This window comes from Sedimentitalea todarodis, from assembly GCF_032595355.1.
Lineage (GTDB): Bacteria > Pseudomonadota > Alphaproteobacteria > Rhodobacterales > Rhodobacteraceae > Sedimentitalea > Sedimentitalea todarodis.
In genome coordinates this window covers 193256-205826 of the sequence record NZ_JASMWN010000002.1, presented here as the reverse complement: position 1 = coordinate 205826, position 12571 = coordinate 193256, and the positions used below count along the sequence as shown (strand labels likewise).

The 12571-nt window shown below is 60.8% G+C and carries 13 protein-coding genes; 7 read left to right on the top strand and 6 right to left on the bottom strand.

Annotated elements, in window-relative coordinates; genetic code table 11:
* Window positions 1-46 precede the first annotated feature (46 nt).
* From QO231_RS03745 to QO231_RS03735, 3 genes are read left to right on the top strand one after another with little or no spacing between them, the layout of a single operon-like run.
* Window positions 47-1141 (top strand): ABC transporter ATP-binding protein, encoded by a 1095-nt coding sequence (locus QO231_RS03745; RefSeq protein WP_316773488.1) that lies wholly within the window; start codon window positions 47-49, stop codon window positions 1139-1141.
* 3 nt (window positions 1142-1144) lie between these two features.
* Window positions 1145-2002: an ABC transporter permease gene (locus tag QO231_RS03740; RefSeq protein ID WP_316773486.1), complete on the top strand. Its 858-nt coding sequence runs from the start codon at window positions 1145-1147 to the stop codon at window positions 2000-2002.
* 4 nt (window positions 2003-2006) lie between these two features.
* Window positions 2007-2855 carry an ABC transporter permease gene (locus QO231_RS03735; protein WP_316773484.1) on the top strand — a complete coding sequence of 283 codons (849 nt, stop codon included), beginning with the start codon at window positions 2007-2009 and terminating at the stop codon, window positions 2853-2855.
* Here the strand turns inward: QO231_RS03735 and QO231_RS03730 are convergent.
* Window positions 2852-4222, bottom strand: coding sequence for an aspartate aminotransferase family protein (locus QO231_RS03730; RefSeq protein WP_316773483.1), 1371 nt, complete (start codon window positions 4220-4222; stop codon window positions 2852-2854). The genes QO231_RS03735 and QO231_RS03730 overlap by 4 nt on opposite strands.
* A 203-nt stretch (window positions 4223-4425) precedes the next feature.
* On the opposite strand from QO231_RS03730, the gene doeA reads away from it, so the two are divergent.
* Entirely contained in the window at window positions 4426-5604 is a 1179-nt protein-coding gene (gene doeA, locus QO231_RS03725; protein ID WP_316773482.1) for an ectoine hydrolase DoeA, read from the top strand.
* A gap of 6 nt (window positions 5605-5610) precedes the next feature.
* Here the strand turns inward: doeA and QO231_RS03720 are convergent, their stop codons facing one another.
* A complete protein-coding gene (locus QO231_RS03720; RefSeq protein WP_316773481.1) occupies window positions 5611-6063 on the bottom strand; it encodes a MarR family winged helix-turn-helix transcriptional regulator in 453 nt (150 codons plus the stop codon).
* A gap of 210 nt (window positions 6064-6273) precedes the next feature.
* Here QO231_RS03720 and gpmI point away from each other — a divergent pair, with 210 nt between their 5' ends.
* The 3 genes from gpmI to QO231_RS03705 are packed head-to-tail and all read left to right on the top strand — an operon-like array spanning window position 6274 to window position 10235.
* Window positions 6274-7794 (top strand): 2,3-bisphosphoglycerate-independent phosphoglycerate mutase, encoded by a 1521-nt coding sequence (gpmI, locus tag QO231_RS03715; protein WP_316773479.1) that lies wholly within the window; start codon window positions 6274-6276, stop codon window positions 7792-7794.
* Window positions 7791-8888, top strand: a complete 1098-nt coding sequence (locus QO231_RS03710; RefSeq protein WP_316773478.1) for a murein hydrolase activator EnvC family protein — start codon at window positions 7791-7793, stop codon at window positions 8886-8888. The genes gpmI and QO231_RS03710 overlap by 4 nt, the downstream gene beginning before the upstream one ends.
* A 6-nt stretch (window positions 8889-8894) precedes the next feature.
* Window positions 8895-10235, top strand: a complete 1341-nt coding sequence (locus QO231_RS03705; RefSeq protein ID WP_316773475.1) for a S41 family peptidase — start codon at window positions 8895-8897, stop codon at window positions 10233-10235.
* Between the two features lie 164 nt (window positions 10236-10399).
* On the opposite strand, the gene QO231_RS03700 is transcribed toward QO231_RS03705, so the two are convergent.
* The 4 genes from QO231_RS03700 to QO231_RS03685 all read right to left on the bottom strand — a co-directional run bounded on the left by QO231_RS03700 (window position 10400) and on the right by QO231_RS03685 (window position 12524).
* Window positions 10400-10834: a glyoxalase superfamily protein gene (locus QO231_RS03700; RefSeq protein WP_316773473.1), complete on the bottom strand. Its 435-nt coding sequence runs from the start codon at window positions 10832-10834 to the stop codon at window positions 10400-10402.
* A gap of 174 nt (window positions 10835-11008) precedes the next feature.
* Entirely contained in the window at window positions 11009-11398 is a 390-nt protein-coding gene (locus QO231_RS03695) for a hypothetical protein (RefSeq protein ID WP_316773471.1), read from the bottom strand.
* Between the two features lie 15 nt (window positions 11399-11413).
* On the bottom strand, window positions 11414-12175 hold the full coding sequence (locus tag QO231_RS03690) for a DUF6478 family protein (RefSeq protein WP_316773469.1): 762 nt from the start codon (window positions 12173-12175) through the stop codon (window positions 11414-11416).
* Window positions 12176-12389: 214 nt separating this feature from the next.
* Window positions 12390-12524 carry a hypothetical protein gene (locus QO231_RS03685; RefSeq protein WP_316773467.1) on the bottom strand — a complete coding sequence of 45 codons (135 nt, stop codon included), beginning with the start codon at window positions 12522-12524 and terminating at the stop codon, window positions 12390-12392.
* Between the last annotated feature and the right edge of the window lie 47 nt (window positions 12525-12571).

Genomic DNA, 12571 nt, shown 5'->3' with positions numbered 1-12571 from the left:
CGCAGCCTTGCGGGTGCCGCTGTCATTTGAGACGAGCAAGACCAATATGATACCCGATCTGGAATGCCAGAGCCTGACCAAGAGCTTTACCGAAACGACTGCCGTAAAGGGCGTGTCCTTTTCGGTCGCGCCGGGGTCCTTCTTTTCGATCCTTGGCCCGTCGGGCTGTGGCAAAACAACGATCATGCGGATGATCGCCGGGTTTCTCGAGCCAACGGGTGGAGACATCCGGATCAAGGGAAAATCGATGCTGAACGTGCCGCCAAACAAGCGGCCTGTGAACATGGTGTTTCAGCATCTGGCCCTGTTTCCGATGATGAATATCGCGGAGAATATCGGATACGGGCTGCGCCGTGTGGGTTTGCCCAAGGCCGAGATCACCCGCAAGGTGGGAGAGGTGCTGGATCGGGTCGGCCTGCCGGGCATCGAAAACCGCAAGATCGACGAACTGTCGGGCGGCCAGAAACAGCGTGTGGCCATCGCCCGCTGCATGGTGCTGGAGCCCGATGTGCTGTTGCTGGACGAACCGCTTGGCGCGCTGGATCTCAAGCTGCGCGAACGGATGAAGATCGAGTTGAAATCCTTGCAGGCGGCCTTTGATACCACGTTCGTTTACATCACCCACGACCAGTCCGAAGCATTGGTGATGTCCGACCAGATCGCGGTGATGAACGAGGGTCAGTTCGAACAGGTCGGCACCGCACGCGATCTCTATTACCGTCCTCAATCCGCCTTTGTCGCGGGGTTTGTCGGAGACAGTAATCGCTGGACCGGGACGGTCGAACAGGCCGAAGGCAACCGCATCGCTCTGCGCACACAGGACGGCATGCTGATCACCAGCGCCACGCAGGGTGGATCCCTGCCCACCGGCAGCATGGCCGAGATTTTCCTGCGCCCCGAAGCGGTGCGAGTCGCCCATGATGCCGCCGATCTCGCCCGCTTTGACAATCGTCTGAGCGGGGAAGTCAGCAGCCTGTTGTTCAACGGAGCCGCCAGCCGCATTCTGGTGCGTGGTGACACCGGACAGCAGATCGAGGTGACGCTGCCGCAATCCGGTGAATTCGCCAGTCTGGCCAAGGGCGCCCCGGTGCATATCGGCTGGGCCGGCGAACAGACCGCCTGTTTCAGCGCAGAGCCCTGAGTGATGGCACAGGGCACAAAACTGGGTTTCTACCTGCTGCTGACGCCGCTCCTGCTGTGGCTGAGCCTGCTCATCATCATCCCGCATATCGATATGGCGTTGTTGTCGCTGCGCGAGCGGGTCGGGGTCAGGCAATACGCTACCAGCCTTGCCAACTATGGTACGTTCTTTGGCGAACCGCTCTATATGTGGACGTTCCTGCGCACTGCGATGATGTCGATACTCGCGACGATCGCGACCCTGATCATCGCCTTCCCAGTGTCCTACTACATCGCCAAGATCGCCAGGGGCCGGGTGCAATCGGTGCTGTTCCTGTTGTGCCTCGTACCGTTCTGGGTCTCCGAACTCGTGCGCACCTTTGGCTGGATGATCCTGCTCAGGGAAACCGGGCTGTTTTCGTCGCTCTTGCAGTGGATCGGTTTGACCGATGGCCCGGTCGAGATGCTCTACAACGACGTCGCGATGATGGTCGGGCTGGTCTATACCTCGATGCTGTTCATGGTGGTGCCCCTCGTCACTACGCTCGAAAGCCTGGATGACGCGGTGATCGAGGCGGGCTATGATCTTGGCGGATCCGGGGTCAGCGTCTTGCGCGAAATCGTCATTCCCCATGCCACGCCCGGCATCGTATCGGGCAGCATCGTGGTGTTCATGCTGTCGCTGGGCAATTACCTGACGCCCACGATGCTGGGCGGCAAGGACAGCCTGTGGTTTACCGAGTTGATCTATTCCCAGTTCATCGTGCGATTTAACTGGGAACTTGGTGCGGCCTTTGGCTTCATGCTGCTGATCCTGTCCTCGCTGATCGTCTGGGGCACGTTGCGCCTGACCGGTCAGACGCTTGAAAAGACGATGGGATAGGCTGATGATACCGTCGATCCCGCAACCCCGCGCTGTGCGCCTGATCTATAACGCCTATGTCGCGTTGTTCTTTGTCTACCTTGCCTTGCCGCTGTTGGTGGTCGCCGTCTTTGCCTTCAACGACAGCCAGTTTCCGTCGCTACCTTGGCAGGGGTTCACCTGGAACTGGTTCTTTGGCGACGAACGTCCGATGATCGGCGTGTTTCACGACCGCAGCATTCTGCGATCCATAGGCACGTCGGCCTTTGTCGGGGTCTGCGTCGCGGCATTGTCCGTCGCTGTCGGCACCGCCAACGCCTTCCTGTTCAATCGCTACCAGTTCCGGGGCAGAGGGGTGCTCTACGTGCTGATGCTGCTGCCTCTGGTCATTCCGGGGATCGTGCTGGGAATCTCGATCCTGGTGTTTTCCTCGACGGTGTCAAACGGGCTGTGGGATCGGGTGGGCTACGACGCCGAGATCCTGCGCCCCGGTCTGGTTCTGGTCGTGTTGGGGCAGTTTTCCTTTGTCACTACGATTTCAACGCTGGTGATCTCTGCGCGATTGCAGAAATTCGACCAGACGCTGGAAGAGGCGGCACTGAACCTTGGTGCGAACCGGCTGACCGCGGTGCGTACGATCACGCTGCCCTATCTGATGCCTGCGCTGATCGGGGCCGGGGTGGTCGCATTCCTGATGAGTTTCGAGAACTTCAACACGACTCTGATGCTGGTCGGGTCCGATGCGCCGCTGACGATCACCATGTTCGACCGGCTCAAGGAAGGGTCGACGCCGCTGCTCAATGCGGTATCGCTGTTGTTGATGGTCGGCTCGTCCCTGCTGGCACTGGCGATGATCGCGTTCCAGAAACGCTAGCCAAGCACCTCGGCCACGGCCTCGACCGTGGTGGCCACCACGATATCCGCCTCTTCGCGCGTCAGACAGAAGGGCGGGGCATAACCGATGATGTCGCCTTGGGGCATGGCGCGGGCAATCACGTTGCGTGCGGCCATGGCGGCGGAAATCGCCGGGCCGACCTTGCGCGCCGGATCAAAGAACGTGCGGCTGTCGCGATCCTCAACCAGTTCGACGGCGCAGAGCAGGCCTTCGCCCCGGATGTCGCCTACATGCGGATGATCGGCCAGTGCGCCGCGCATCTGCTCGTTCAGATAGGCCCCGATGTCCTTGGCATTGGCGATCAGGTCCAGATCATCCAGCAGTTTCAGGTTGGCCACGCCGGCGGCGGCCCCGATGGGATGTGCGGAATAGGTCCAGCCATGCCCGATGGGGCCGTTTTCATCCGTGCCCTGCTCGAGCACGGTCCACATCCTGTCGCCGACGATGGACCCGGACAACGGCGCATAGGCCGATGTCAGACCCTTGGCGATGGTGATCAGATCAGGCTGGATATCGTAGTGGTCCGATCCGAACATGCTGCCCAGTCGGCCAAAGCCGGTAACGACCTCGTCCGCGATCAGCAGGATGTCGTGCCTGTTCAGCACCTCGCGTATCGCAGGCCAATAGCCGTCCGGCGGCGGCACGATGCCACCGGTGCCCAGAACCGGTTCGCCGATAAAGGCGGCGATGGTGTCGGCCCCTTCCGCTTCGATCAGCGCCTCGAGCTCGGAAACCAGATGCGCGGTAAACGCCGCCTCGTTCATCTCCGCATCGGGCCGACGATAATAATAGGGTGCATCGGTGTGGATCACCTGCGCCAGCGGCAGATCGAACTTCTTGTGAAACAGCTCCAACCCGGTCAGCGAGCCGGTCATCAGCCCAGAGCCGTGATACCCGCGCCAGCGGCTGATGATTTTCTTCTTCTCGGGCCGTCCGAGGATGTTGTAATAGTACCAGATCAGCTTGACGTTGGTCTCGTTCGCATCGGACCCGGAGAGGCCGAAGTAAACCTTGCTCATCCCTTTTGGTGCGCGGTCGAGGATCATCTTGGCCAGGGTGATCGACGACTCGGTGCCGTGCCCGACATAGGCGTGGTAATAGGCCAATTCGCGCGCCTGCTCGGCAATGGCCTCTGCAATCTCGGGGCGACCGTAGCCGACGTTCACGCAATAGAGCCCGGCAAAGGCATCCAGCAACCGGTTGCCCTCGCGGTCGGTGATGTGACAGCCCTTGCCACCGGTCACGACCCGCGTCGGTGTCTCACCGCGCGCATGTTGGGAAAGATGGGTCGAGGGATGAAAGAAACTCTCGCGGTCCCATTGTTCCAGCAGGTCGTTCTTGAGCATGATCTTTCCTCTTGGGCAATTGCGTCGGTCCGAATGCCATATGGCAAGTGTTAGGCGCTGCGGGCTGATGGTGCAATCGACTCGGCAAGGGGCGTTGGCCAAGGCTCACCATTCCGAAAAATGTGAGTGGGGCATGCTTGACGAGGCGGACAAACGGGCGGAGGGTTGTTGGCATACCAACAACCAGTTTTAGGAAACTGAGCATGACGACCTTCGAAGCAAATTTCACCACTGGGGAGTATCTGAACCGAATCGACAAGACCCGATCCAAGATTACAGTGCTGGGGCTGGATGCGATTGTGGTCAGCGATCCATCCAACATGTCGTGGCTGTCCGGCTATGATGGCTGGTCGTTCTATGTCCATCAGGGCGTGATCCTCAGACAAGAGGGCGAGCCGGTCTGGTGGGGACGCGGCATGGATACAATGGGCGCGCGCCGCACCGTGTTCATGCAGGATGACTGTATTCGCGGGTATGACGATACCTACGTGCAGAACCCCGAGAAACACCCGATGGAAGACCTGTCGCGACTGCTCTCGGAGCTTGGCCTGACCAAGGCGCGGATCGGCGTCGAGATGGACAACTACTACTATTCGGCCGCCGCCCATCGCACACTGGAACAGTGTCTGCCCGAGGCAACATTTCAGGATGCCACCGGGTTGGTCAACTGGCAACGCGCTGTGAAATCGGAACGCGAGATCGAGTACATGCGGCGTGCGGCCCGGATTGTGGAGGCGATACATGATCGTATCCTGAATGTTGCCGAACCGGGCATGCGCAAGAACGATCTGGTGGCCGAGATCTATGCGGCGGGCATTCGCGGTGCGGACGGCTATTGGGGAGACTACCCGGCAATTGTTCCGATGGCGCCATCGGGCATGGATGCCACGGCACCTCATCTGACGTGGGATGATCGACCGATGATCTCGGGAGAGGCCACCTTTTTCGAGGTTGCCGGCGCGCATCGCCGGTATCAATGCCCGCAATCGCGGACGCTGTTCTTTGGCACGGTGCCGCAAAAATACCGTGATGCCGAGGCGGCGGTTCTGGACGGAATCGAGGCGGGGCTGGAGCAGGCCCGTCCTGGCAACCATGCAGAGGACATCGCCAACGCCTTCAATGCGACTCTGAACAAGGCCGGGTTTGTCAAGGACAGCCGCTGTGGCTATGCCATCGGGATCAGCTATCCGCCAGACTGGGGCGAACGGACGATCTCATTCCGGCGTGGCGACATGACGGTGCTGGAACCGGGCATGTCGTTCCATTTCATGCCGGCGCTTTGGCTGGAGGATGGCGGTCTGGAAATCACCGAGCCGATCCTGATCACCGAGGATGGCTGTGACTGTTTCTGCGATACACCGCGGGCCCTGTTCGTGAAATAGAACGCGTCATTCGGGCGGCTGCGCAACCGAGAGACCCAGGGCGTTTTCCAATGCGCTGAGCGCGGTACCGAGCGCTGCACGGTCCTCGGGGCTGAGCCGGTCGAGTATGCCGGCCTCCTGGGCGCGCATCGGGCCAACAAGATCGCAATAGGCGCGGTGGCCCGCCGCCGTCAGTGTCAGCATTTCGGAGCGGCGGTCCTTGGGGTCGGATTCCCGCGTCAGCCAACGGCGCTGCTCAAGAGCGCGCACGGCGCGGCTGATTCGCGTCTTGTGTTGCGCACTGTGCGCGCCGACGTCTTTTGCCGTGGCTGTGCCAAGATCGGCCAGCGCCACCAGGACCCGCCATTCCGGGCGGTTGAGGCCAAAATGGTCGCGGTAGATCGGCTTGATTTCCTGACTCATCGCTTCGGACAGGCAGTTCAGACGGTAAGGCAGAAATTCGCTGAGTGTCAGCCCCATTGTTTGGCCTCTTGTTGCGATTGAAACTGTTGCGAACATACCCGCACAAACCCTGACTGCAAGGGAGGCAGGAAACGCCTGAATCAGCGGCGTCACGCCGCGTGAAAGGCGGATTATGGCTGTATTACAGGCTATCGGGCCCTATTACCGGTTCACCCTGCCGGATGCAGGCGCTAGAAGGCGGCATGTTCAGAACGTCGGAGCGAAACCATGTCTGCCCCCAAGCCCGTTGTGTTGTGTATCCTTGATGGTTGGGGGCTCTCGGATCAGATCGACGCCAACGCGCCGTATCTGGCCAAAACCCCGACATTCGACGCGATCATGCAGGCCGGGCCGCATGCCACGCTCACCACACACGGGCCTGATGTGGGCCTGCCCAACGGGCAAATGGGCAACTCCGAGGTTGGCCACACCAATATCGGCGCGGGGCGTGTGGTCGCGATGGATTTGGGTCAGATCGATCTGGCGATCGAAGACGGCAGCTTTTTCAGGAACGAGGCGCTGCTTGCGTTTATCGCGGCGCTGAAGGACAGCGGCGGCACCGCGCATCTTATGGGGCTTGTGTCGGATGGTGGCGTGCATGGCCATCTGAACCATATCATCGCAGCGGCCACGGTGATTTCCGAGGCTGGCGTGCCGGTTGCGCTGCATGCGGTTACCGATGGGCGCGACGTGGCACCCGAATCCGCCGAAGGGTACCTGCGCATGCTATCCGAGAAATTGCCCGAGGCTGTGCGGACAGTCACCGTTTCGGGGCGCTATTATGCCATGGATCGCGACAATCGCTGGAAGCGGGTCAGCCAGGCCTATGACGCGATTGTCCGGGGCAAGGGCGCGGTTGCCGAAACGCCAGCTGCGGTGGTCGCCGAGGCTTACGGGCGCGGAGAAACCGATGAATTCGTCACCCCGGCCGTGATCGGTGGGTACGCGGGAATACAGGATGGCGACGGATTTTTCTGCCTGAACTTCCGCGCCGACCGCGCGCGCGAGATCCTGGCCGCGATCGGACAACCCGATTTCGACGGGTTCGACACCGGCGTGCGCCCCGATCTGGCGGCGTTTCTGGGAATGGTCGGCTATTCCGACGCGCATTCAACCTATATGACAACCGCCTACCCCAAAGCCGAGATCGTGAACACGCTGGGTGCGTGGGTTGCGGCGCAGGGCAAGCGGCAGTTCCGACTGGCGGAGACCGAGAAATACCCGCATGTCACCTTCTTTCTGAACGGCGGCAAGGAGCAGCCCGAAGACGGTGAGGATCGGTTCATGCCGAAATCACCAAAGGTCGCGACCTATGATCTGCAGCCGGAAATGTCGGCGGGCGAGGTGACCGACAAATTCGTCGAGGCGATCCATTCGGGGTACGACCTGATTGTCACCAACTATGCCAACCCGGACATGGTTGGGCACACCGGCGATCTGGAGGCGGCGATCAAGGCGTGTGAAGCCGTTGATTCGGGGCTGTCCCGCGTTGTCGATGCTCTACGTCAGGTCGGCGGGGCGATGATCGTGACGGCGGATCACGGCAACTGCGAGGTGATGGTCGATCCGGAGACCGGCGGAGCGCACACGGCGCATACGCTCAACCCGGTGCCCGTGGTGCTGGTCAACGGGCCGGAGGGGGCAGACCTGCGCGCGGGGGGGCGATTGTCTGATCTTGCGCCGACGCTTCTGGATCTCATGGCGTTGTCACAACCGCCGGAGATGACCGGCAAGAGCCTGCTCAAATGATCCTGCGTCTGGCCCTTTGCGCGGGGGTGATCTGTGGCGCGGTCGGGGCTGCGCAGACCGATCCGGCGACAGCGGCGATCGAGCAATTGGAGACGGCGCACCAGTCGTTGCGTGCGGCAGAGGCATCGCCGGACCCGGTACAGGCATTGACCCGAACGATCCACGCCTATGAGGCAGGGTTGGATGCAATGGGCGATGGGCTGCGCATTGCGGCAGCGCGCGAAGCGCAGCTCAACCAGGCGCTCGCACTGCGCGAAACGGAAATCGCGCGGTTTCTCATGGTGCTTCAAGCGGCCGAGGCGGCTCCGCCAGCAGTCGCGTTGATGCATCCGGCCGGACCGGACGGTGCTGCGCGGGCACAGATAATGATGGCCGAGATGAAGCCCGCCTTGCAGCAACAGGCAGAAGAACTGCGCATCGCGCTGGATGAAGTGCGAATCCTGCAAGCGGCGCAGGCGCAGGCGGCGACGGTGTTGCAGAAAGCCCTGCCCGGGGCCGAGCAGGCGCGTTCGGCGCTGAGCGACGCCATAGCCGCGCGCACGGAGCTACCAACGCGTTTTCGCGAGGACCCGGTCAGAACCGCGATCCTGATCTCGTCTGTCGAAACGCTGGACGAGTTTACAAGCGGATTGTCCCAGATTTCGGCACAACCGATTGCACTGTCGACAGGCGATGTCAGCGACCGGAAAGGGGCGCTGGACCTGCCGGTGCAAGGCAACGTGCAAGGGCCATCAGGCGCAGGCATCACCGTGACGACCCGCCCGAGAGCGTTGGTGACATCCCCCACTGCGGCGACGATCCGTTATCGGGGCCCGCTGCTGGACATGGGAAACGTGGTGATACTGGAGCCTCAGCCGGACCTGTTGCTGCTATTTGCGGGACTGGAAGATGCGTTCGGTCGCATCGGAGATGTGATTCCCGCTGGCACACCTGTGGGGTTTATGGGGGGGAACACCCCTGAAATCGGCACAATTCTGTCACTAAGCGGTGATGGTACTGGTGCGCATCAGTCAGAAGCGCTCTATATGGAAGTCAGAGAGGGCGGGCGGCCGGTTGATCCGGCAACGTGGTTCCGAACCGATAAGGATGGATAAACGAACATGAAGAAATTCGTGATGGCTGCCTTGGGCGGCACGCTTGCAGGCGTCGTGGCGACAACGCAGATCGCTGGCCCGCTGGTGGCAGAGGAAAACGAGCGCAGTTCAAACGTATATGAACAGCTTGATCTGTTCGGCGACATCTTCGAGCGTATTCGCGCGCAATATGTCGAGGACGTCGACGAGGCGGAGCTGATCGAAGCCGCGATTGACGGGATGCTGACATCGCTGGACCCGCATTCCAGTTATCTTTCACCGGACGACGCGACGCAGATGCGGGTGCAGACCCGTGGCGAGTTTGGCGGGCTGGGTATCGAAGTGACGCAGGAAGAAGGCTTTGTCAAAGTCGTGTCGCCAATCGATGACACGCCTGCGGCAGAGGCCGGAATGGAAGCGGGCGACTTCATCACCCACGTGGATGGCGAAAGCCTGTTGGGTCTGACGCTGGACAAGGCCGTCGACATGATGCGCGGCCCCGTAGGGTCGGAGATCGTGATCACCGTGGTGCGGGAAGGCGAGACCGAACCCTTTGACGTATCGATCATCCGCGATACGATCAAGCTGACCGCCGTCCGCACGCGGACCGAAGGCGAGAGCGTGGTTCTGCGAGTCACCACGTTCAACGACCAGACCACGCCCAACCTCGAGGCCGGACTGAAAGAACAGATCGAGGCCGCAGGGGGTCTGGACAATATCAACGGTCTGGTTCTGGATCTGCGCAACAATCCGGGTGGGTTGCTGACTCAGGCGATCTCGGTGTCCGACGCCTTTCTCGATGAAGGCGAGATCGTCAGCACCCGTGGACGTAACGTCGCCGATGGTGAGCGGTTCAACGCGACGGCGGGCGATCTGATCGAGGGTAAACCGATGGTGGTTCTGATCAACAGCGGGTCCGCTTCGGCCTCCGAAATCGTTGCCGGTGCCTTGCAGGATCATCGCCGGGCGATCGTTGTCGGCACCAAGAGCTTTGGCAAGGGATCGGTGCAGACGGTGATGCCGCTGCGTGGCGATGGCGCGATGCGTTTGACTACGGCGCGGTATTACACCCCGTCGGGGCGGTCGATTCAGGCCCTTGGGGTGTCGCCCGATATCGTCGTGGCACAGCCGCGCCGCAAGCCCGAGACCGAGGAAGAAGACGAGACCGGTGTCGCAGCGCGCATCCGTTCGGAGGCTGATCTGCGTGGGCGTCTGAACAATGACAGCCTGTCAGAGGATGAAATCCGCCAGATCGAGGCAGATCGCGAAAAAGCAGAGAAATCCGCCGAACTACGCGAAGAGGATTACCAGCTGGCCTATGCCATCGACATTCTCAAGGGGTTGTCTGCCCTGGGTCCGCAGGACTAAAGCGTTTCGCGTCAAACCTGTACCACCTAACGCGGCCTGAAATCATAGATTTCAACGCGCTGGGTGATACAACATGTACCAAGACATTTCAGGTCTTTCGGTCGCAGAAAAGACAAGGCCGCGCAGGGATTGCGCGGCCTTGCTTGTTGATGGTGCTGGCATCGTCAGGACCTGTCGAGCACCAGATGCGGTTGACCGTCCGACGTCTTTTCAGCGGTGACACCCTTGCGGTCGACGATCGCCGTGATCTGCGAGCGCAGGTTGGTCATGCTTTCAAAGCGGATCACATCGACAGGGGCGTCAAAGCGCAGGGTCACGTGATAGCGCGCGCCGTCGGCCATTTCGCGCAAGCCAACGATCTCGCCGGTAAAGCGCTGACCCAGATAGGCACCCCTGACCTTTTGACCCAGCTGATAGGGGCTGGGCTGCGTATTGCCGACATTTGCGTGCAGGGTGTTCCAGTCGCGATGACCAAGTTGCCGGGCCAAAAGCTCCAGCGATTGGCTGTGGGACACCGCGTGACCGGAAGCGGTCAGCGCCTGGCGCAGGGACCGCGCTTGTGATTTCAGATCATCCAGTGACATGATGGGCATGGACATAACACACCTCGTTCCTTTCCTGATGCGGAAAAACCGGTTGGGCGCTCGCATTGCCAACGTACCGCAAAGACAAGAGCGGAGTGTCGATATCAGGATGAGCTTCACCATGGCATAGCCTGCGAGCGGCAGGGGCTCATCACCCTGAGCGGCAGATAGGGACGCGTTGGCGCGACGTCAACCCCTGCGTGGCTCGCTGGTTTCGCGGCAGTGCCGACGAAACGCCCGCTTCAGCATGTCGAGCTCCGCACGGAGCAGATCGACTTCGGCCCGCAGGTTGTCTGCCGCCGCATCTCCGGCGATCAGGCCGAATTCTCCGAGCTTTGTGCCATCCACCCCGTCCAGAATGACAAAGGTCTGGATGCCGTCACCGATCGCCCAGGTGGGGACCGGGATCACAAGCTCCCATTGCCCCGGTTTTAAACCTTCGGAGAGTTCGGTGCCGGGGACAATCTGATCCAGATGCCGGACCTGTATGTCGGGTCTGGCACCGGTGGCCGGACCCGACACGCGGCCTTCCCATCGGCCATGTGCCAGGCGGGTCTTGGTCAGGGTCAGATTACTCATCACAGGAGCTTCTTTCTACAGGGCCGCGCGGCGGTGGCGGGCAAAGGTCAGGTCGCGCAGGATCACCTGGTTCATGGTGGGGGTCCCGAAAATCAGATCGAGCCAGATCTTCTCGATGCGTTTCTCGTTGATCCTGGTATCGGCCATATCAAAATCGACGCGTACCGTCTCATCCAGGAGAGGCAATTTCCGGATGATCTGTTCCGTGTTCGGCCCGTTCTGAATGTTCAGGCGTGCATAGATTTCCAGAGGCGTTTCGATTTCAAGGATGGTTTCGGCGCGCAGGATATGATCCCGGCACAGGCCCTCGGCGGAGTCGGGTGGCAGGTCGATCGCCAATGACAGGAACGAGCCGTCAAATCTGAACACGTCCAATCGCAGCGCGAACGGCGCAAGGTCCTGCGGCCGCGTATTGCGCAACTGGCGCAGGGTCAGTTCCCAGGCTGTGCAGTCGTGGAACACCTGCACCTCATCCCCAAGCATGGCCTCGCTGGGAGCAGAGCTCAAACCGGGACGGGGAAGCGGGCCACACCAAAGCTGCGGTCGCCAGGCCCAATCGGTGCCATGCGGTCGGGGAAAAGAGGACGACCCGAGTTTTGGCAGAGCCAACCGGCCATCCGCCACATGGATCAGGCGGTCCAGCTCTGCACAGAGTTTGCGAGCCTGATTGCGCTGTTGCCTCAGGTCCGACAGATCGGCCAGTTCAGCGGCATCCGCCAACCGGCGCCAGCGGCGACGGGTCTTTGCATGTACCAGCCGGTCCACATATCTGCTCATTCGTCGGTCTGCCACCATGCTTGTGTGATCGGTGACTATCTAACGAAATCCTTGCAATGGGATAAACCGGCAAATGAGGATGCGCCTAAAATTCTGGCCTGCAGTCAATGGATTGTGATGCAATGGTTCAGAAGATCAGCCGCTGGAGGCGCGAACCTCGCGCCGCATTTCGCCGGTCATCTTCGTGGTGAGCTCGGTTGGACCCTCTCCGATTTCAAGGATCGGGGTTGAAGTGGCTCCCAAAGCCCTGCTCATATGGCACATATTTGTCCTGAACAATGTGCCAGATAGCGTCGGTGTTCTGTGCATCGTCCTCCGATTTCCAGGTCGAAATGGTGGCAAAGGCCATGAAACATCCGCAAATAGGATACCTGAGTGTACCACACAAAGGTGTTT

Coding starts and splice junctions, on each gene's coding strand:
- QO231_RS03745 (WP_316773488.1), top strand. CDS start 47: ATGATACCCGATCTGGAATGCCAGAGCCTGACCAAGAGCTTTACCGAA.
- QO231_RS03740 (WP_316773486.1), top strand. CDS start 1,145: ATGGCACAGGGCACAAAACTGGGTTTCTACCTGCTGCTGACGCCGCTC.
- QO231_RS03735 (WP_316773484.1), top strand. CDS start 2,007: ATGATACCGTCGATCCCGCAACCCCGCGCTGTGCGCCTGATCTATAAC.
- QO231_RS03730 (WP_316773483.1), bottom strand. CDS start 4,222: ATGCTCAAGAACGACCTGCTGGAACAATGGGACCGCGAGAGTTTCTTT.
- doeA (WP_316773482.1), top strand. CDS start 4,426: ATGACGACCTTCGAAGCAAATTTCACCACTGGGGAGTATCTGAACCGA.
- QO231_RS03720 (WP_316773481.1), bottom strand. CDS start 6,063: ATGGGGCTGACACTCAGCGAATTTCTGCCTTACCGTCTGAACTGCCTG.
- gpmI (WP_316773479.1), top strand. CDS start 6,274: ATGTCTGCCCCCAAGCCCGTTGTGTTGTGTATCCTTGATGGTTGGGGG.
- QO231_RS03710 (WP_316773478.1), top strand. CDS start 7,791: ATGATCCTGCGTCTGGCCCTTTGCGCGGGGGTGATCTGTGGCGCGGTC.
- QO231_RS03705 (WP_316773475.1), top strand. CDS start 8,895: ATGAAGAAATTCGTGATGGCTGCCTTGGGCGGCACGCTTGCAGGCGTC.
- QO231_RS03700 (WP_316773473.1), bottom strand. CDS start 10,834: ATGTCCATGCCCATCATGTCACTGGATGATCTGAAATCACAAGCGCGG.
- QO231_RS03695 (WP_316773471.1), bottom strand. CDS start 11,398: ATGAGTAATCTGACCCTGACCAAGACCCGCCTGGCACATGGCCGATGG.
- QO231_RS03690 (WP_316773469.1), bottom strand. CDS start 12,175: ATGAGCAGATATGTGGACCGGCTGGTACATGCAAAGACCCGTCGCCGC.
- QO231_RS03685 (WP_316773467.1), bottom strand. CDS start 12,524: ATGGCCTTTGCCACCATTTCGACCTGGAAATCGGAGGACGATGCACAG.